Raw genomic sequence first — 19,651 nt, 5'->3', positions numbered from 1 at the left:
CGTCGCCCTGCTGGACGCCGTCGTCACCAGCACACGCGGCGTACGGCCGGCGCGTCTGGAAGGTCTCCGGATCGGCGTGCCGCCCGTGCTGTGGAACGGCCTGCAGCAGGCCGTGGGCGACGTGGGCCGCGCGGCGAAGCGGCGGCTGGCCGAGGCCGGCGTCGAACTGGTCGAGGTCGACCTGCCCGATCTCCTCGACCTCGCCAACCAGATCATCTTCCCCGTCGCCCTGCATGAGCCGAACATCGACATACCCCGCTACCTCCAGGAGAACGGCCTGGAGCTGACGGTGCGGGACATCGCGGCGCAGGTCGCGAGTCCGGATGTCCGCAACATCTTCCAGAGCGTGGTCGACGACGTCACCGCGGGGGCCTACCCCGACGCCATGAACGTCTACAGACCGCAAATCCAGCAGCTGGTGGGAGGCTACTTCCGCGAGTGGGGGATCGACGCCCTGCTCTTCCCCACCGCCCCGGTCCTGCCCGCGACGATCGACCCGGTCAACGGGTCCGGCACCATGTCCTTCGACGGCGGCCCCCCGGTCGACACGTTCACCACGAGCGTCCGCAACACGGTGGCGGGCAGCTGCGTCGGCATGCCCGGACTGGTCCTTCCGGGCGGCATGTCCGACCCCGGACTACCCGTCGGCCTCAGCCTGGAAGGACCCATCGGCAGCGATCGGAGGCTGCTCGCGATCGGTATGGCGATGGAAGAGGTCCTGGGTAGCGTTCCCGCACCACGGATCTGACCACCCGAACAGCCCGGCGGACGGCTCCTTCACCATGTGGTGCCGTCCACCGGGCGAGGCCACTCACCCGCGAGGCTCGACGCTCACATGACGGTCGGCCGCCTCAACGTCCTCCTCCCGTACGGCTGGAGCTCAATGGAGGTCGAGCCAAGGTGAGCTTGACATCGACCAGGCTCTGGCCCGGGCTGCGGCCGTCGACGACCACGACGACCAGATGCTGCAGCGCGTCACCCACGACCTCAGCCCAGACCCCCAGCGGACCGGGTTGTCTGGGACAACCGCCGGCCAACCCCGCGCCCGGCCCCATCCCCGCGGACAACCTTCCCGCCTGGAGGCCGCCGCCGAAGACGCAAGCGAGACAGGCGACTACCACAGGGCCGTCCGGCTGCACACCGCTCTCCTCAACGCCTTCACCCACTCCCAGGGCGCCGAGTACTCAGGCACCCTCACCATCCGGCACGAGCTGGCCCGCTGGCAGGGGGAGGCGAGTGATGCGGCCGGTGCCGTGGAGGCGTTCGCCGTACTACTGCCCGGCGAGGAGCCGGAGCCAGCTCCGGCCGGGCGACGCCGGCCTGCAGGACGAGTGGCGTCAGTGTTGGATGAAGGCCAAGTACACGGCCACCCGGGCCGCCAAGGCCCACAAGCGTCTGGAGAGTGAAGCCGAGGAAGCCCAGCACCGGCAGGTCAGCGAGATCGAGCGCCTGCGAGAGGAGGCCGCCACCGAACCGCAGCGCGCTTCCCTTCTGCGCAGGGAGGCTGAGAAAGAACTCACCGAGGCCCAGGCGGAGACTGCTCGTCTGCGGGAGCAGGCTCAACTCGCAGTTGCGCAGGAAAGGATGCTCGAGTCCCGGCGCGCTGAGGACATCGTGGCCGAAGTGCGGCAAGAGGCAGAACGCATCCGGGAGCAGGAGCGCCAGGAAGCCGCGCGGGCAAGCCGCGATCCGGTCAGCCTGCCTGGTCCCCTTCTCTTACGTGAGTTCCTCAGGAAGGAGTTCCGTCTCCTCACCGAGCCGGGCCAGTCTGCGTGCAGTGCTCTGCTCCAGGCCCGCCTGGTCTATATCAGCTGTGCGGCACCGGTGCCTCCCCCGGAACTGGGTGACCTGTGGCGCGCCCTGCATCTGCTGGCCCTGCGGCTTCCGCAGAACGACGCAGCGGAACTCAGGGCGCGCTGGCGCGCTATGGCGCTGGGCATCGTGGGCGAGGTGGACAGTGACCGTCTGGTGCCGGGACTGCCGCAAGTGGTCGAACCGCTGCCGTTCAGGGACCGGGCCTCCCCGATGTCATCCATCGCGCAGCGCGATCACCTCAGGGCGCTGCCGGCGGGCGTCGGGGACGCCGAGATTCCGGGGAAACTCCAGTACGATCCTGGCACTGATCCGCGAGTACACCGAGAAAACCGGCTCCTGGCCCTATACGGCTCGCGCCTGGCGGTGGTGCTCGAAGAAGTCACCCCCCCCACGGCGCCTGGCCGATAGGCCGGGGAGCTGACGACGCCGTCCTGGAGGCTTACCAGAACACGGTCAACAGCTGCCTGACCGATCTGTTCGGCTCCCTGGAGGAAAGCACGCTGACGGGGCCGGCCTTGATCGAAGCCGACCGGGTGCTGGCCGCTCTGGTGCCCGATCCGCTGCCTTGCCGCGAGAGCTGGTGGTTCCAAAGGCGCCGTGCTCTGCAGAAGAAGCTGACCCCATGTCTCGGCTCCCAGGAGCTTGAGGTGCAAGCGCACGACCTGCTGACCGCGTACGTCCTCAACGAACTCACCGACAACAACGTCGAACTCGTGGACCAGCCCGGCAACGCCGTCTTGTGGTGGCTGAGGCTGCCGTACCGGGCAAAAGGCGACGGGCCCTGGAACAGGGGCCGCATGATCCACCAGAGCCACAACGCCTTACAGTCCCATGGCACCCTCCCGCGTGTCCGCGATTCACGGATTGGTTGATGAACACCCTCGAAGGGTGTCGATCGGTGGTACTTGTCCTGGGGGCCACGGGAGCGATACCCCCGACTACTCCTGCAGCGAGTCTCGGCAGAGCGCTTGAAGATCACGGATCTTAACCAGGACCCGGTTGACTCGCGGCACATCTTCACGCGGCTGGTCGAGAATTGTGCCAGAGGTCAGCGGCCTGGTGAAGCCCAGCAAACCCCTACGAAGCAGGTGCAGTTCGCCAATCGCGAGTGCTACGGCTCTTGCGCCTTCTCTGACAGCCGGGGGAGCTTCCATCTGCAGCGTCGCCCAAGCCTGGTCGAACTCGCTCGTATCATTCAACTGGTCCAGGTTTGTCTTCCACTTCGTGCTCTCTCTCGCGGCTACGAGAAACGCCGTGTAACTGTCCCGGCGGATCTGTCGAAGCCACTGATCGTGGGCGCTTGCCGCCTGCTTGTCGGCCTGGTACCTGGCCCCACGGAAAGCGATCAAGGCTGCACACCACGCCCCGGCTGCACCAAGGAATCCGCCCCCCAGTGCGCCGACCAGACCCGCTACCGCTGCATCCACGCCGTGAATGTAGACCGTCCGGCAACGCCTCACGAGGGTACGGGCGAACATCCCCAGCAGAGGAGGAGGCCGATCGTGGGAGCGAACCGGAACGGCTTCGCCCTGCTGCTCTCCACGAGCGACTTGCAGGAGGCACACAGGGGGCGGCCGCCGCGGCCGTACTTGTGTGTCTTGCGCTGGCATGCGCCGCACGGGCCGACCTGGTCACCGGGGCAGCTCAGCGCGGACGGGTCAGATTCGGCGATCGGGGCACGGCAGTCGTCATCGTGTGGTTCCCGTTCTGAGCGACGAACGCACCTCACCCGGACCGCAGGATAGGCCCCGGATGGGCACGGTTGTTCGAATCGCGCTCTGGTGGTGACCGTCAGTCGGCTCAGTCAAGGACGTGCAGGTGGGCGTCGGGCCGGCTGTACGGGCTGCCGAAGGCGGCCGAGGCATGACTGTGCCAAGCTCCGCCGCAAACTGATGCCGCTCGCGAGCGCCGTAGGGTGCGGCCGCGCGGACCGCACTACTCCCTCCCGACGACGCCGACGCCCTGGTGGACGCACTGCGGCCCGGGCAGGGCATCGAGGACGCCGCCGGCGCCATGCGCCTGGACCTGGCCACCGGTGGGCCGACGCATGTACCGACATCCGCCTGACGATCGCCCTCGCGGGCCGTGATCCGGACGCCGCCGACAAGAGCCGGACGCACGGCCCGAGCCGAGTACCTCCGCCTGCTCGTCCTGGGCGTGCCATCGGCCCGGCGAGCTCATCCTCGGCGCCGGCGAGCCGGGCCACTGGCGGGGCGAGGACCCCGCATACGCCCGCGCCTGCGCCGCCGTCAGCGAGGCCGCCGCCCGGTACCGGAACCCCGCCGCGACACCACCGGCTTCGTGAAACTGATCAGCGATGCGACGTACAGTGGACTCGTCGGCGGCCACCTGATCGGCCCCGACACCACGGAGCTGCTGCCTGAGCCGACCCTGACCCGAGCAGTGGGACCTGACCGTCCACGCAGCCGCCCGCACCGAGCAGGCACACCGCACCCTGCGCGAGTCGGTCAAGAAGGCCTCACACGGCTTGGCCGGCCACATGATCAACATGTGACCTGGGAGCAGGCAGGCCACCCACGACTCTGGTCAAGGAGAGCGCGATGGGAATGTACGAGGACGTCTTTCGGGCCAGCCTCGAAGACCCGGAGGGCTTCTGGCTGCGGGCGGCGGAAGGCGTGGACTGGGAGGTGGCGCCGTCCCGGGCCCTGGACTCCTCGAGAGCGCCCTTCCACCGCTGGTTCCCGGACGGCCGGCTCAACGTCTGCTTCAACGCGGTGGACCGGCATGTCGAAGCCGGCCGGGGCGAACAGCCCGCGCTCATCTACGACTCTCCGGTGACCGGCAGCCGGCGCGCCTATACCTACGCCCAGCTGAGGGACGAGGTGGCGGCCTTCGCCGGGGCACTCGCCGGGCTCGGTGTGGGGCCCGGCGACCGCGTGGTCATCTACATGCCGATGGTGCCCGAGGCCGCCATCGCGATGCTGGCCTGCGCACGCATTGGCGCCGTCCACTCGGTCGTCTTCGGCGGGTTCGCCCCACCCGAACTCGCTGTCCGCATCGACGACGCCACTCCCAAGGTGGTCGTCTCCGCTTCCTGTGGCATCGAGGGCAAGCGCGTCATCCCGTACAAGCCGCTGTTGGACCGCGCGATCGAACTCGCCGGGCACAAGCCGCAGAAGCGGGTGATTGTGCAACGCTCGCAGGGGCGGGCCGAGTTGGGGCCGGACGACCTCGACTGGGCCGATCTGGTCGCCGCGGCACCGCCTGCGGCCTGTCTGGCGGTGGCGGCGACCGACCCGCTGTACATCCTCTATACGTCCGGAACAACCGGGAAACCCAAGGGAGTCGTCCGTGACTGCGGCGGTTGTGCCGTGGCTCTGCACTGGTCGATGGGCGCCGTGTACGACATCGGCCCGGGCGAGACGATGTTCACCGGGTCCGATGTCGGCTGGGTCGTCGGGCACTCGTACATCGTCTACGGGCCACTGCTGGCCGGTGCCACGACCGTGCTGTATGAGGGCAAGCCGGTCGGCACCCCGGATGCGGGCCAGTTCTGGCGGGTCGCCGCCGATCACGGCGTCAAGACCATGTTCACGGCGCCCACCGCCTTCCGTGCCATCAGGAAGGAGGACCCGAAAGGCGCCCTCACGGCGGACTACGACCTTTCCCGCCTGCGCTACCTCTTCCTCGCCGGTGAACGCCTCGACCCCGAGACCTACCACTGGGCGAGCGCCCTCCTGGACATCCCTGTGATCGACCACTGGTGGCAGACGGAGACCGGCTGGCCGATCGTCGCCAACCCGGTGGGCATCAAGGCCGCCCCCGTCAAACCCGGCTCGCCCACCCTTCCGCTGCCGGGCTGGGACGTCCGCGTTCTCGACCCCTCGGGGCAGCCCGTGCCGGCCGGCGTCGACGGCGCGATCGTCGTGAAGCTCCCCCTGCCGCCCGGTTCGCTGCCCACCCTCTGGAACGACGACGCCCGCTTCGTCGCCTCCTACCTCTCCGCGTACGACGGCTACTACCTCACCGGCGACAGCGGGCACATCGACGAGGACGGCTACGTGTACGTCATGGGCCGCACCGACGACGTCATAAACGTCGCCGGACACCGGCTGTCCACCGGCAGCATGGAAGAGGCCCTGGCCGCTCACCCCGACGTCGCCGAGTGCGCCGTGATCGGCGTCGCGGACACCCTCAAGGGGCAGGTCCCCCGCGGCTTCGTCGTCCTGAAGGCGGGCACCGCCCGCGACCCGAGGGAGGTCGAGGCCGAACTGGTCCGACTCGTACGCGAGCGCATCGGTGCCGTCGCCTCCCTCAAGGAGGTCGCTGTCGTGGCCGCCCTGCCCAAGACGCGCTCGGGGAAGATCCTGCGCAAGACGATGCGCGGTATCGCCGATGGCCTCGACGAACCCATCCCGTCCACGGTGGATGACCCGAGCGTCATCGAGACCCTGCGCCCGCTTCTCCACCGCCCCGATCACACCGTTTGAGCACGCTGCCGAACCGCCGGTGGGCACCCCCACAACGCGGGGTGGCGTCGAACAGCCCTACGCCCAAGCCGAACTGCGCCCGTGGACCGGCTCTTCCTCGCAGCCCACGGCGCGGCCGCCCGCCACTTCACCAAAACCGCCCTGCAGCAATACCCCATCCCCGCCACCCAGTCCGGCGTGAAGATCCCCGTACGAGACGGAACCGTCCGACAAGTCCATGGATTGATGCAGCACCACCTGAACACTGCGCAGCCGAGCATGCCGGGCCCGCACACTGCGTCGCTGAACCGATGAGGACGACTCGTACAACCCTGCGCATCGGCCCGAATGCGACACCCATTGCTGATGCGCTCGGCACCACAGTGCCGGATCTCAGGCAGTAAGCCTCCGCCCATCCGCCACGGGGGAGACGGACGAGCGGGGCCGACCAGGGCAGCTACTGGGCTGGCGCCCACCCTGGGGCTGAAGCGTGTACGGGTCCAGGAACGGGGGACTGGGCGGGCGGCTGCGGTGGGAGGAGGACGAGCCAGCCGCGGTCAGGATTGCGGATCAGTGCTGGGTCTGGCTCGACGAGATGGGGAGTCCGCTGTGCGACCAGATGGTTCACCCCGGCTGCATCGCGGAGGCCTCCGACGGGGACACGGATACGGCCGAGCCTCAGGGCAACGTCCAGGGGCGAAAATTAGCGGCGGGTGCCGGCCGCGATCCGATCGTTGCCCGCCAGCTGCACGATGGCGCGCTGAATGATGAGGAGCCGCCTCTCGTCGAGATCGTCCACGGCGGCAAGGGTGATATTCCCGATGTCGAGGATGGACAAGTACGAGGCCGAGGAACGCCCGCTGCTGGGCGTTCAGACCGAGCGCGTACTGACTCCCTTGAGGTTCTCCCAACGGGCCACCAAGGCCTCCTGGTGCTCCTCGACGAGGACCGAGAGCACGTGGCGGAGGGTGAGGATGGTCTCCTCCTCGGGGAGGGCCTGCGCGGCGATGCCGTCTCGGTTTCGACGCCCCTCAACAGGTGGAGATCATCGGGGAACCGGTTCACCCCTGGCACCGTTGACACGTCCTCTGCTCAGGCTGCACGGGGCCGTGCCGTCGGTGGTGCCGCCCCGGCTCAGTCCGCGTCCGGCGCGGACGGCAGCATGGTGATGACGCGGGTGGCGGCGTCCCACTGCTCGCTGGTGAGGTCCGGGAAGGCCTCCGCGACCGAGGCGGGGGCGGGCATGCCCTTGATCTTCCACGCCACATCGGAGACGAGGAGGTCGGTGCCGGCGATCTTCAGCCCAAGTCGTTCCGCCTCAGGGGCACAAGAGGGTCCCGGCACCGGGCCGTACTCCGGGTGGCGGGTGCAGGCGAGATTGTCGGGGGTTTCCGAGCCCGTCCTGAGGAACGCCGCCCGGAACCTCGCCGTGAGCTCGACGGGGTCCGCGCAGACCCTGGCCCCCAGCAGTATCCTGACCAGGTCGTGCTTGGTGTTGGTCTCGCGCACGAACGTGTCCGCGTGGAAGACGCAGCGCCGAAGCAGCGACGGCCTCGATAGCCGGGCGCCGGAGAAATCGGCACGGCCATGGAAGGAAGCGCGTCCACTGGAACCGTCCAGGGAGAAGTCGATGCGCTCGACGAGCCGCTTCTCGGTGCCGAAAGAGGCGCCTGCGAACGTGGTGTTCCCGTGGAACTGGGTGCCGGTGAAGTCCGCGTAGGCCAGCCGGCAGCCGCTGACATCGAAGTCGATCAGGGTGGCGCCGGACAGTGCCAGTCGTATGCCCTCCCAGAACGGCCGGTCCGAGGCGGGTCGCGTACGGTCGGCGAGAAGTCGCTGGGCAGCACGCCGCAGCCGCAGTTCACCGAACTGGGAAGGGGAGAGCGCGAAGACGTCGTCGGAGACCTCGAAGTCCAGGGGGTTCCGCAGATACGCGCAGACGGTGTCGGCCACACGCTGTCTGAGTCCGGGGTCCGCGTCCCCGAGTGCCCAGGGCATCCAGGCCAGCGAGGCGGACATCCGGGTCGGGGTAGGCTAGTTGGCGGTCGTACGGCGCCACGGCCTCGTCAGGCATCAGGCGCCCGCCGTCCTCACGCCGCGTCCCTGACGTCGTCACGGTCCAGCCGAGCGGCCAGTCCCGCATCTCGCCCCCGGCGGGGCCGGACACCCGGGCGCCGGTGAGGTAGGCGGCGGGCTGTACAAGGTGGACTCGTCCGCTGAAGACGGCCCCGTGGAACAGCGCCTCGCCACCGAACCGTGCCTTCCAGAACCAGGCAGCCTCAGCGAACCGGGCATCACTGAACGACACCAAGTCGTTGAAGCGTGCTCCGTCGCCGCCCTCCTCCCAGTCCTGGTAGTCACCTTCCAGTACGGCCATGGGCCAGTGCGGATCGTCCTCGTTGAGCTCGCCCCAGGGAACCGGGCGCCGTGCCTCGGCCTCCTCCCACGCCGACTCGTCCTCGGCGAGTTCGTCCTCCCCCCGGCCGAACCAGGCGATCCCCTGGAATCGTGCACCCGCGAAATCGGCGGTGGCCCGGAACCTGGTACGTCCGAACACGGCCGTGCTGCCGAACCGGGCACCTGCGAAGCGGGCGCACTTGGTGGATCTTGTTCTCGATGCCCCAGTGTTCGCGCACGCGGTACGCGATCTCGGGAGCATCGGCCTGCTCCGCCGTCAGATTGGTGACCGCGTAGACGCGTTCCAGGGTGACCTTGCCGGTGGTGACGATCCGGCGGCGGCGCACGATCTGCACCGCCTGTATCGCGTGCGGGAAGCCAAGTCCGCGGGTGACGGTGGCGGTCTTGACACGGCGGATCTCGTCACGGCCGTGCTCCCGTGGCGCGGGTCTTGTCCAGCAGTGGAACGTCCCGCCAGGGCAGTTGCTTCAGATGCTGGTGCAGCAGCGGCTGATTCCCTTTGATCACCGCGATGTAATGGGCCTTCTTCTCCTCCACGAGGAAGCGGGCGTGGGCCGCCTGGGAGTGCAGGGCGTCGAAGGTGACCACGGTGTCGGCCAAGTCGAGCTCGGCGAGCATCGGCGGGAAGACGGTGACCAGGCCGGTTCCGGTCATCGCGGCGAGCAGGTGGACCTGGGGGCCGTCGTCGCGACGGGCGCCGCGAACGGTCCTGCCGTCCACGGCCAGTGAGCGGCGGGGACGCCGGGCCGCATCCTGTCCGGGTGCCGTCCGGTCGGGGTCGCGGGTCGCGAGCCAGGAGCCGATCGCCGTGTCAAGAGCGTTGCTGTCAACGCGTTGCAGGACCCGGCGAACGGTGGCCTCGGCCGGGGCGGTGGGACCGGACGGTTCGCGGCTCGGGCCGCCGAGGGCGGTGAGCACGGCGGCAGGGGCGTCGGCTGCCCACTCCGCGATCGCGGTCAGCGACTTCGCGCCGGCCAGTACCGCGCACGTCGCGAGTGCGAGGACGAAGGCGAGGGGGTGGCGGCGGCCCTTGGTCCGACGTGGGTCGGGCACCGTCGCGAGATGATCCAGCAGCTGCGGGTGTTCCCCGGGCTCGGCGGGCCGTGCGACGGCGAGCTGGTCCAGGCCGGTGGGGACGGGCGATGATGATCGGGCAGGCACGGTCTTCCGTCGTGGTGATGTTCCCCGTTCTCCCGAAGTCGCCGCGAAGTCGGCGTGCGCCTTGCTCAACGGTCAACCGGCGCAATCCGCCGGCCTGTGACAACGCGACGCTGAGGCGGTGGCCGTTCCGTTGAACCCGGAGATCCTTTCCTGGGCTCCAAGTCGGATGGCTCTCGGCGGGATGTTCAGTGGCGCTGTTCGGGCGCTGTGTTCGGGCTGGGCGTGTGCGGAGTGAGTCGCCGAGGGGGCCTCGGCTGTCAGCGCCGAGGCCCCCTGCGGGACGGGTGATTACCTGTCGACGGCGTCGGTCACGCGATTCCAGTTGTCCAGGTCTGCGGTGCGGGCTTCCAGGGCGGTGCGCATGCCGGTGGCGCTGGAGGTGCCGAGGGCCAGGCGCAGCGGGGGGTTGGGGTTGTCGACTGCGGTTCGGATGCCTTCGGCGATCCGGGCTGCGGAGGAGAACGCGGATGCGGGCAGTTCTCCGATGCCCTTCTGGACCTCGCGGACGGTCTGGTCGTAGTCGTCGAGGCCGGCCGCGACGTCGAGGTTGGCCAGGAAGGGGGTGGCGGTCAGTCCCGGCTGGATAATCGTGACCTTGATGCCGAGCGGTGCGACCTCTGCCACCAGTGCGTCCGACAGTCCCTCGACCGCGTACTTGGTCGCGGCCAGCAGTCCCACGCCGGGGTGGGCGGACTGCCCGTAGACCGACGAGCCCTGGAGGATGTGTCCGGATCGCTGGGCGCGGAGTACCGGCAGCGTCGCGCGGAGCACGTTGAGCACTCCGAAGACGTTGGTGTCGAATACGGCGCGGACCTGCGTGTCGGAGGCTTCCTCGACGGCTCCGAAGAGTCCGTAGCCGGCGTTGTTGGCCACCACGTCGATGCGGCCGAACCTCGCGAGCGTGCGCTCGACCGCTTCCTGGACGGCCTGCTCGTCACGCACGTCCGCAGGGATGAGGAGCAGGCGGTCACCGTGCGCTTCGGTCAGTCCGTCCAGGGAAGCGGTGTCGCGGGCGAGCGCCGAGACGACGTCTCCGTTCTCCAGTGCCTGGAGGGTCAGTTCGCGGCCGATGCCGGACGTCGCGCCGGTGATGAGCCATGTGCGGGGGGCGGTCTGCTGGTTTGACATTCCGTTCATGTTGCGACTGTAAGCCGATAGCTCATAACCAGTCAAGCGAGCTCGTGCTGTCCGTTGCCTGTTAGACGGCTTAGCACCTCTTCCCGATGCTGTAGGATGGGGTGATGAGCAGTGCTGCAGCCGGATCTGCGAAACCCAGCCCGCGCACCGTCATGCCGTTGGTGGAGACCGTGCTCGCGTTCGTGAACACGCGCGCGGACGGGGCCGGACGGCGGGAGCTGTTCGGGGACGGGGACTCATTCGCGGCGTGGCTCGCAGAGCACGATGAGTTTGGCGGCGAGACCGTGGTGACCGATGCCGATGCTGCGGCCGCGCGCGAGCTGCGTGACGCCCTGGTGACTCTGCTGCTCGCACACTCGGGTGATGAGGAGAGCCTCGGCGAGCCGCTGCAGCACGCCGAGCGGCACCTGCGGCGCGCGGGTGCGCTCTACCCGCTGGCGACGGTGGTCACGGCTGGTGGCGTCGAGCTGGCGTCGCCGCAGGCAGGGGTGCCGCGTGTGTTCGGGACCGTACTGGCCGCGGTGACGACCTTCGCGCAGACCGGCGACTGGGGGCGTATCAAGGCGTGCCGCAACCCCCCGTGCCATTTCGGTTTCTTCGACCGCACCCGCAACGGGGCAGGGCTGTACTGCAGTACCGGCTGCGGCTCCCAGGTGTCCATGCGTAACTACCGCCAGCGGCAGCGCCAGGAGAGTGAGGCACCGCCCGAGGCGTGAGGCCGCGCTCCACGGGGCCTCCCTCGAAGTTGCGGCCGCCCGCACCTGCCGGCTACAGCCTGAAGACGGCACTCCGCTGCGAAGTTTCCGTCCGGGCTGCGAGGCGGGTGAGGGTCTGGGCGGCGGGTTCGTCGCGGGCCTGGCGGTACCCGGCGCCCGCCCACAGGTGGATCAGCTCGGTGTCGTTCGCGGCGGTGGCCGCTTTGCGCGAGGTGCCGGTGAGGTGGTGGACGGCCGGGTAGTCGAGCGGCGAGGCCGGCTCGTAGGCCTCGGTGAAGCGATTGCGCAGGGCGCGAGCAGGGCGGCCTGTGAAGACCCGTTCCAGCCCGGTCCGCGAACCCCACAGCCGCGTCGGATGCCTGAACCGGCATCAAGACGGATATTTCCCCTGAATGACGCCGTCCTGTCTGGCGGCGGGCTGCTCGCATTTGCCAGACAGCCCTGGCTTACGGTGTGGTGCGCGCGACTGAGATCGAGTTGTGTCGGCCTGGCGGGTTGGCTGGTGGTTGATCACCGCATCGCGGTGCGGTCGGAGACCAGGCCAGCGATCGCCAGGTGGGTCTCGTCGTAGTACTCGCGGCGTCCGAGATACCGCTGGAGGGGCCGCCACTGCTTGTGCTCGGCGTCGGCGTGCTCGACGCAGATCCGCATCGAGGACAGCCGCTTCCGCGCGGCCTCCCACGCCGTAATCTCCGCGGCCGGGGCGTCCTTGCCAGGCTTCTTCCGCAGGGCCTGGACCTGGTCGGGAAACCGTTTGGCCAGGCCCCGGTATCCGGCATCGACCTTGGCCTTGACCTGCGGGTACTGCTCGAAGAGGTCCTCGATACCCTCGCTCTTGACCGCCGTCTGATCGTGCATGCGACCGGGGCGGATGGCGCCGGTGAACAGCGTGCGGCCCTTCTCGTCGGTGATGACAGTGGCCTTCTTGGTGTTCTGCCGCATCTTGCCGGAGACGAACGCGCGCCGTCCCGGCCAGCCCGCCCGCGGTCGCCGCACTCGCACCTCGCTGCCGTCCAGGCGCAGTTCAACGCCCCGCGCGGCGGCGTAGGCGAAGACATCGGCCAGCGTTTGCAGGCGTACCCCAGCCTCGCCGGGCACCGCGAAACCACGCGCCGCCAGCAGCGGGCGGATCTCGTGGACGGCCCGGGTGACCGTGGAGCGGTCGACTCCGTAGAAGAGGGCCAGGACGGCGTGTGGGAGCTGGAACCGCAGGACCACCAGGGTCGAGAGCACCCGATCGGTGAAGACCAGCTGATGGGCCGGCCCGCCGCCTTCGGCCCGCAGCCGCTCGTGGCCTCGGCGTTCCCGCAGCCGCGAGTTCTCTCGCGCCATCCATCCCGGCGCCAACTCCGCGATGAGCGCACCGAGTCGACGCCGAGAGATGCCAGTGCAGATACGATGCGAGAGAGCCGTACGGGCCAGGGCAGACGTCACAATCTCCCCAACTCGTACGGCTCACTCAGCGTTCCGCCCCAGGCACTCCTGTGACATCGAACCTTGAGCGCATGCCATCGAAGTTTGAGCGAATCACTCTTCAGGGCCCGCCAGCCACCTCAGGTGCGGGGCCGAGCGTCCAGGAAACGGTGGAGGGATGCCGTCATGCTCGCCACGAACGAGTCACGGGTCCGGTCGGAGACCAAGTCCAGGGACAGGTACGGGTTGAGGTCCTCCAGCTCGACGAGGAGTAGCTCGCCTTCCCGGGTGCGGCAGGCGTCCACGCGCTGGATGCCGTGGTCGAGGGTGTTCCAGTCTATGAAGCGCCGGGCGAAGGCCATGTCGGCCTCGGCGGGCTCGTAGGGCTCAAGGACCCAGCGACGCTCCGGATCGGGGGCATGAAGGGCGTACTGGAAGGCGTCGTCGACGTAGTAGAAGGACACCTCGTAGCGGAAGTCGATACGCGGCTGGACCAGGATGTCACCGTATGCGAGGCCGCCCAGCTGCTCTCGAGGCACGAAGGCCAGGCCGATGGAGTCCGCACCCGCCTTCGGCTTGACCGCGTACTGGCCGGCCTCGGGCAGCAGGTGCAGGTCCCTGGGTTGGTCGATGGTGGGGATGACCGGATATCCGGCGGCGGTCAGGTCCAGCAGGTACTGCTTGCCGGCCATGTCGCCCCGGCCGGACAGCGGGTTGTAGATCCGGGTGCCGCAGGCCGTAGCCTGCTCACGGAAGGTGTCGTACTCCTTCTGGTAATGCAGCACGGGCCCGCTGTTGCGGACCACCACCACGTCGAAGGCGTCCATCATCGCGGCGGCATCCAGCGGGTGGCACAGGGCGATGTCGAAGTCGTCACGCAGTCGGGAGGTCAGGAAGATGTCCTCGTCGCAGTAGCGCCGCCCCCGGGCTTGGTAGGCGAGGTCGGTCACGAACAGAACTCTGCGGCGGTCAGGCATCATGCATCTCCTCAGGCGGTGACACAAACCTACCTGTCCCACGGAACACGGTCTCGGGCAGCCGGGTGGTCGCGCGATGTCAGCACGCCTCCTCAAAGCTCCTCGATGTCGCCTACCCCTCAAAGTTCGGTGTCACAGATTTGTGCTGCTCAAGTTTGGGGTGGCACACGCTCAAGATCCGATGTCGCAGGACACAGGCCACGATCACTGTCGTACACCACGCCGTTATATGTGCTATATCTCAGGTGTCGGATTGCCCACGCCGTTGCGCCCGATCAGCACATGGATGTTGGACGGAGGCCGGGAGTGCCGAGTGACCGAGAACGACAAGTGCCATGCCTCTCCCGCTTTCTCCGCCTGGCCGTCAACAGGCGTCACGTATTCGAAGTGATAGGCGGTCAGCCGGGAGCCGCCCCTGGCGATACGCCGGAACTGGATTTCGACCGTCTGCGGTTCAACGCTGCGCCGGCCTCGTCCTCGGTGAGACTGCGAGTTCGGTGAAGCGGCGGGCACCCCTAGGGGCAGCAGAGTCGTTGCAGCCTCCACAGTGGCCCTGACTGCCTTGCTGCGTCCGTGCGGGTTGTCCAGGTGCCAGGTGCCGGCCGGGGCCTCCACGGCTGTGGGGCCCTGTGCTTTCAGCAACTGCAATGCGTCACGGGCCGCGGTTGCGGGGTCGGCGCCCGTGCCGGTCTGTTCTCTGATGAAGCCGTTGGTCAGCAGAAGGAGGAGTGCCCAGCGGCCGGTGGCGCGGAGGAGGCCGTTGAGGAGGTCGATTGGTAGGGCAGGAAGTTGCCAGGTCAGGAGGGCGCGGGCTTGTTCGGGTGACATTTCGCCGACCTGAATGTGCCGTGTCGCTCCGCGCCCGCCGGGCCGCTGCGCGCCCACCGTCGCGCGCTTCGCGTGCTGACGCTTTGCGGGATGCGGCGGGCGTTCCCAGTGCGCTCCGCGCTCACCGGGTCGCGCGCTTCGCGCTGCCGAAGCCCTTGCCCGCGACGCTGTGCGTCACGGGGCCCCACAAGCCTTGCGACGTGCCCCGGCCTGGCGCCTCAAAACCTGCTCTGGCCTGGCGAAATACCCCGAAGAAGGATCGTGTCACCCCTGCAAATCCTGATGCTAGTGCGGTGTATTTGTCTTGTTGGTCGGTCCCGTGGCAAGGCCCCAACACCGAAGAACCACAACCCAGTTCAGGAGGGCACTGTCCCCGATCACCACCACCGCCAGTGCTGACCAGCGCTTCGGCCTGATCATCCAGCCCACCGGCGTCTTCCGCCTGCTGGCGTGGCTGTCCGTCAGCACCCCGAGCCGCGCGCTGTGCTGCGACACGGCCCGGCCGGTGGACCTCACCACCACTCTGACTCTATGGGTTGACGAGGACGCCGCAGCGTACGGCGAGGAGCCCAACAAGGCGGCCGACAGCCTGATCGGGCTCTACCGGCCCGCCCCGCTGCCGTACATCGGCGAGGTCGTCCTTACCGGAACCCCCGACGCCGAGGGCAACGCCGTCGGACTCGGCCACCCCCAGGCCCTCGCCCTGATCGATCTCTACCTGGACATGGCGATGGTCGGCTTCACGCCCCGCCCCCGCTCCTGATCACAGGTCACGCGCTGGCCCCCGCCCCCCCCCGTCCGGGGGGCCAGCCTCCCCGAGTAATTCAGCAGAGTGGCTTCGTTGATTTCTAGGAACAGCGTTTGTCGGCCGGTTCCGGAGGCAGCTGGTGATCACCGGGCTGACGGCTGTCGATGAGAAATGGGTTCTGGCACAGATCTTGGGGACCGGTCGCGGAGTGTCACCGGGGCAACAGCTTGAGGCGGGTCGGCCCACAGGGCGGTTTGCCGGGACAGTCCAAATTTCCAGGCGTTCTCGCGAGCCGTGCTGGCATCGTATGAACCATGGCAGCGACAGACGGCACATTTGAACCTGACAACCCTGTCCCCAGCGCCTATCCGCCCCTGGTGGAGGCAGCGTGGCTGTATCAGGCGGATCAGGTGTGTCCGGAAGACTTGCCGATGACCGCTGCCCAGGCACTCGCAATGGGAATGGACACGCCGCCCCTGTGCGAGCTCGCTGGCCTGCCGCGTCATGCGGACCCCCGGGACATCCGCGACAACATTCGAGCAGGCTCTCGAAGAATTGGGGATCATTCTGCCCGATCACCACCTGGCCCGGCGATACGCGCTGCGCAGGCTGGCCACGCGATTCACCGCCGGAGAGGTGGATCTCGCCGAGTTGGCATCGGACGAGTGGTCGGAGATGGAGGTCGAGACTGCTGAGGAGCAAGCATTCGTGGCGCTACTCCCGCCATGCCCGTGCTGCATCGAGTACACGCTGGGGCTCGACGAGGCGGCATGGGAAGCGCAACTGCGGATCGCGGCCAGTGCCTTGGTCTCGCATCCCACTGTCGGGCCTGCCGGGCCGGGCTTCTGATGAGTGGGGTCAGAAGGCGTTTCTGGCGCAACATCTGGGGTCGCGATCGCGAAGGGTCACCGAAGCAGGATCATCTTGCGGAGAACCGGATCGCCGCCGCCCTCCGGGAGCCACGGCACGGGCGACGGTCAGCGGCCGTCTCGTCCGTGGAGGCGATCATCGCGCGGCTGCACGAGATGGCAGCGTCGTCGTGGAGGCCACCCGGACCGGCTTCGAGCAGTTCGTCGAGATCAAGGAACGCCCCGGAGCGGAGTCCTACTCGTACACTTGCCGCTGAAGACCAAAGGTCTGAAGCTCAAGCAGCTGGCCGACGGTAGCGTGCAGTTCACCGACGAGAAGCTCAAGAATCGGGCTGTCATGCCGGCCCCGGTGATGTGGGACGCCACCGTTGACAAGCGGTCCGGTGAGCACACGCACAAGGCCAAGGTCGGCCTGAAGGTCGTGCAGAAGGGCTCCACTGTCAACTTGGTGGTCACCCCGAACGCGAAGTTCCTTAGTGGTCACGCGAATTGGTGAGGAGTCGACGGACTGTGGGACTTGGTGCGCCGGGTCTGGGGGCTTCGTCGGTGACGTTACGTAATTGGCTATGTGAATCGTGCGGTGGGGGTGTCGGGGTTGGGGGGTGTCGGTGGGGGCTGGTTGGATGCGGACATGGCTGCGGGAACGGCGGACTCGCCCGCCCGGCTGGTACAGCCGCCGCCTCTGGACCGAGGCCGACGACATACCAGCCGAACCGAATTCATGAGTGCAGGGTGCTTGACACGTCTCGACCCAAGGGGCGCGGGAGGACCGGGACGGTGCAGGACTTCAGGCGGCCGACGCACGTACTCGCCTACTCAGCCGACAGGGCTGGGGGCTAGGGCGAAGCCGAAGAGATCCTTGGGATCATCCGGATCGGCAACAAGGTCGATCTCCTCGCACAGTGAGGTGCCGCTCACGCTCTCACGCAGGTATCGCAGGGCGGAGTAGTCCTCGATGGCGAAACCCACGGAATCGAAAATGGTGATCTGATCGTCGTCGGTCCGGCCGGCAGCGTCACCCGTCAGAACCTTCCACAGTTGAGTCACCGGGAAGTCTTCAGGCATCGCCTGGATCTCTCCCTCGATGCGGGTCTGGGGCTCGAACTCTACGAAGACGGTCCCGCGGTGCAGGATCGCGGTATCGAGTTCAGTCTTGCCCGGGCAGTCACCGCCGATCGCATTGATGTGAACGCCGGGACTGACGTCCGGGCTGGACAGCACCGTTGCGTGTGCCTTGTCCGCCGTACACGTGGTGATGATGTCCGCGCCGCGGACCGCTTCCGGGCTGGAGGCGCAGACCTGAATGTCGAATCCGAGAGGGGCCAGGTTGCGGACGAGTTTCTCCGTGGCCCGAGGGTCGGTGTCATAGACCTGGAGGCGCTCGATGCCGAGGACCTCGCGGAACGCAATCGCCTGGAACTCGGACTGGCTTCCAGCGCCGATCATCGCCATGACCGTCGAGCCCCGTCGGGCGAGGGCGCGGGCGGCCATCGCTGACGTCGCGGCGGTCCGCAGCGCGGTGAGGACTGTCATCTCCGCAATGAAGACCGGGCAGCCGTTGTGTACGTCGGCCAGGACACCGAATGCGGTGACGGTCTGGTAGCCGTGGGCTGGGTTGAACGGGTGCCCGTTGACGTACTTGAAGCTGTAGAGGTCCGGATCGGCGATCGGCATGAGTTCGATGACACCGAACGGAGTGTGGCTCGCGACGCGCGCGGTCTTGTCGAAGACCGGCCAGCGCAGGAAGTCCTGCTCTATGGCGTCGACCATGCCGGTCAGAATCGGGGCGATCCCCTGCTTGGAGATCCAGAGAACCATGTTCCCAACGCTGACGAATCCTGACATTAGGCGATCACTCCCAGGATGGGCTCGGGGGGACCGTGGAGGGCGCAAGGGCCGGGGTCCCGGGTGTCGAGTTGTCGGGGGCGTTCAGACGAGCGGGTGCGTCGCCTGAGGCCATCGCTGCATGCGGACGGTGGGGGCGAGCACGGAGAGCGGCGGCGGGGCTGGGACTACGTTGCTCGCGTGCGAGGTGCGCTCACTCACCCGTCACCCCAGCCCGCCGATGGGACGGGTCTGCCGATACCCGCCCTCTCGGGCGACGGCAGACCTGTCGGATACCTTGCGGGCTCTGGCACTGGTTCCGCCCAAGACTCGAGACTGGAATATCCGTCGCCGTCATGGGCTGGTGTGCGAGGCGCGATGGCCCGGCGATTGAGGAGCGCTCGTGCGCGGGTCAGTACCCGAGCGCGCTCAGGACGGGCTCGACGGCGGTGACGAGGTCGTTGGCGGTCGCGGATCCGCCGCCCTCGAACTCGCCGATCTCGGCGCCGACCATGTCGCCGGCTGCGAGCACGCTCGCGCAGGCGTTGAGGTCCTCGAGGCTCAGGCCGCCCGGGACGGTGTAGTCAGTGGTAAATAGTCCGGGTTCCATCACATCGCAGTCGACGTGCAGGAAGGCGGGGCGTCCCTGGAGCGCGTTGGCGAGCCGTTCACCGATGCTGGGGCCCGGGGGGACCAGGGCCACGCGTCCGGCGGTGACGTGCTCGATCTCGGCCGGGTCGAGATCCCGGGCACCGACGAGGATGGCCTGCTGGTCGGGAAGGCCGCTTCCCAGTCCGGAATCCCACCAGCCCAGGGGGCCGGAGAAGGCCATGCCGCCGAGATAGCCGGTCGCGGTGTCGGTGGGGACGTTGATGTCCGCGTGGGCGTCGAACCAGACCACTACCGTGTCGGGCCGGTGGCGCAGTACCACCGGCTGGGTGGCCAGGGCGACCGCGCACCGGGAGATAGCGCTGATCGGCGCCTGCCCGCCCACCATAACCTGCTCGGTTCTCTCGGCCATCCGCTTCAGCGTGGGAAGCGCGCGGCGCAGTTCGTCCTCCCAGCCCGTCGGGCGGGCCGGCTCCGGCTCGCCCACGGTGACGGCGGACTTGCCGAGCCGTCGGGAGAGGGCTTGGCCGAGCAGGGCGACTGCGTCCATGGCGCGGTCGTTGTGGTCCCCCGCAGGGCCCCGGTACACGGTCAGTGGTGATGTTTCCAAGCTCATGCCGCCATGATGGCCACACCTCAGAGCAAGAGGAATGCTTCAATTATCTCTAGATCACCATATTGAATATGGTGACTGTGTTCGATCTGC

17 protein-coding genes and 3 pseudogenes are annotated in these 19,651 nt (G+C 68.2%); 9 read left to right on the top strand and 11 right to left on the bottom strand.

What is annotated here, in order from left to right; translation table 11 throughout:
• The 3 genes from ACZ562_RS35145 to ACZ562_RS35135 form a co-directional block, all read left to right on the top strand.
• A partial coding sequence (locus ACZ562_RS35145; protein ID WP_471187959.1) for an amidase family protein occupies positions 1-748 on the top strand: 748 nt, incomplete at its 5' end.
• Positions 749-1,347: 599 nt separating this feature from the next.
• Positions 1,348-2,223 (top strand): ATP synthase F0 subunit B, encoded by an 876-nt coding sequence (locus ACZ562_RS35140; RefSeq protein ID WP_471187956.1) that lies wholly within the window; start codon positions 1,348-1,350, stop codon positions 2,221-2,223.
• A gap of 107 nt (positions 2,224-2,330) precedes the next feature.
• Positions 2,331-2,687, top strand: a complete 357-nt coding sequence (locus ACZ562_RS35135) for a hypothetical protein (protein ID WP_471187953.1) — start codon at positions 2,331-2,333, stop codon at positions 2,685-2,687.
• A 66-nt stretch (positions 2,688-2,753) separates the two neighbouring features.
• On the opposite strand, the gene ACZ562_RS35130 is transcribed toward ACZ562_RS35135, so the two are convergent.
• A complete protein-coding gene (locus ACZ562_RS35130) occupies positions 2,754-3,242 on the bottom strand; it encodes a hypothetical protein (protein ID WP_471187950.1) in 489 nt (162 codons plus the stop codon).
• Positions 3,243-4,101: 859 nt separating this feature from the next.
• Here ACZ562_RS35130 and ACZ562_RS35125 point away from each other — a divergent pair.
• Positions 4,102-4,330, top strand: a pseudogene (locus ACZ562_RS35125) (dihydrolipoyl dehydrogenase); the annotation flags it as partial.
• A 46-nt stretch (positions 4,331-4,376) separates the two neighbouring features.
• Entirely contained in the window at positions 4,377-6,266 is a 1,890-nt protein-coding gene (locus tag ACZ562_RS35120; protein ID WP_471187947.1) for an AMP-binding protein, read from the top strand.
• 1,113 nt (positions 6,267-7,379) lie between these two features.
• On the opposite strand, the gene ACZ562_RS35115 is transcribed toward ACZ562_RS35120, so the two are convergent.
• The 4 genes and pseudogenes from ACZ562_RS35115 to ACZ562_RS35100 form a co-directional block, all read right to left on the bottom strand.
• Positions 7,380-8,264 (bottom strand): pentapeptide repeat-containing protein, encoded by an 885-nt coding sequence (locus tag ACZ562_RS35115; RefSeq protein WP_471187944.1) that lies wholly within the window; start codon positions 8,262-8,264, stop codon positions 7,380-7,382.
• 217 nt (positions 8,265-8,481) lie between these two features.
• A pseudogene (locus ACZ562_RS35110) lies at positions 8,482-8,622 on the bottom strand (pentapeptide repeat-containing protein); the annotation flags it as partial.
• 443 nt (positions 8,623-9,065) lie between these two features.
• Positions 9,066-9,824 (bottom strand): transposase family protein, encoded by a 759-nt coding sequence (locus tag ACZ562_RS35105; protein WP_471187941.1) that lies wholly within the window; start codon positions 9,822-9,824, stop codon positions 9,066-9,068.
• A gap of 288 nt (positions 9,825-10,112) precedes the next feature.
• A complete protein-coding gene (locus ACZ562_RS35100; protein ID WP_471187938.1) occupies positions 10,113-10,961 on the bottom strand; it encodes an SDR family NAD(P)-dependent oxidoreductase in 849 nt (282 codons plus the stop codon).
• Between the two features lie 104 nt (positions 10,962-11,065).
• Between ACZ562_RS35100 and ACZ562_RS35095 the strand changes: the two genes are divergently transcribed.
• Entirely contained in the window at positions 11,066-11,677 is a 612-nt protein-coding gene (locus ACZ562_RS35095; protein ID WP_471187935.1) for a CGNR zinc finger domain-containing protein, read from the top strand.
• A 52-nt stretch (positions 11,678-11,729) separates the two neighbouring features.
• Here the strand turns inward: ACZ562_RS35095 and ACZ562_RS35090 are convergent, their stop codons facing one another.
• The 4 genes from ACZ562_RS35090 to ACZ562_RS35075 all read right to left on the bottom strand — a co-directional run bounded on the left by ACZ562_RS35090 (position 11,730) and on the right by ACZ562_RS35075 (position 14,895).
• The gene (locus tag ACZ562_RS35090; protein ID WP_471187964.1) at positions 11,730-12,002 is read right to left on the bottom strand and encodes a nitronate monooxygenase; all 273 of its coding nucleotides are present in this window, start codon (positions 12,000-12,002) and stop codon (positions 11,730-11,732) included.
• 185 nt (positions 12,003-12,187) lie between these two features.
• Positions 12,188-13,111, bottom strand: coding sequence for a transposase (locus ACZ562_RS35085; RefSeq protein ID WP_471187932.1), 924 nt, complete (start codon positions 13,109-13,111; stop codon positions 12,188-12,190).
• 119 nt (positions 13,112-13,230) lie between these two features.
• Positions 13,231-14,067, bottom strand: coding sequence for an ATP-grasp domain-containing protein (locus ACZ562_RS35080; RefSeq protein ID WP_471187961.1), 837 nt, complete (start codon positions 14,065-14,067; stop codon positions 13,231-13,233).
• 234 nt (positions 14,068-14,301) lie between these two features.
• A complete protein-coding gene (locus tag ACZ562_RS35075; protein WP_471187930.1) occupies positions 14,302-14,895 on the bottom strand; it encodes a hypothetical protein in 594 nt (197 codons plus the stop codon).
• 319 nt (positions 14,896-15,214) lie between these two features.
• On the opposite strand from ACZ562_RS35075, the gene ACZ562_RS35070 reads away from it, so the two are divergent.
• From ACZ562_RS35070 to ACZ562_RS35060, 3 genes and pseudogenes are all read left to right on the top strand, one after another.
• Positions 15,215-15,658 (top strand): DUF3846 domain-containing protein, encoded by a 444-nt coding sequence (locus ACZ562_RS35070; RefSeq protein ID WP_471187927.1) that lies wholly within the window; start codon positions 15,215-15,217, stop codon positions 15,656-15,658.
• A gap of 489 nt (positions 15,659-16,147) precedes the next feature.
• Positions 16,148-16,492: a hypothetical protein gene (locus tag ACZ562_RS35065; RefSeq protein WP_471187924.1), complete on the top strand. Its 345-nt coding sequence runs from the start codon at positions 16,148-16,150 to the stop codon at positions 16,490-16,492.
• A gap of 181 nt (positions 16,493-16,673) precedes the next feature.
• Positions 16,674-16,990: pseudogene (locus ACZ562_RS35060) on the top strand (hypothetical protein); the annotation flags it as partial.
• Positions 16,991-17,328: 338 nt separating this feature from the next.
• Here ACZ562_RS35060 and ACZ562_RS35055 read toward each other — a convergent pair.
• Positions 17,329-18,357, bottom strand: coding sequence for an ornithine cyclodeaminase (locus ACZ562_RS35055; protein WP_471187922.1), 1,029 nt, complete (start codon positions 18,355-18,357; stop codon positions 17,329-17,331).
• A 391-nt stretch (positions 18,358-18,748) separates the two neighbouring features.
• On the bottom strand, positions 18,749-19,561 hold the full coding sequence (locus ACZ562_RS35050) for an arginase family protein (RefSeq protein ID WP_471187919.1): 813 nt from the start codon (positions 19,559-19,561) through the stop codon (positions 18,749-18,751).
• Positions 19,562-19,651 lie beyond the last annotated feature (90 nt).

Source organism: Streptomyces sp. NPDC040410, from assembly GCF_055595715.1.
Note: the sequence above shows the minus strand (reverse complement) of the source record. Positions and strands in the feature narration are given on the sequence as shown.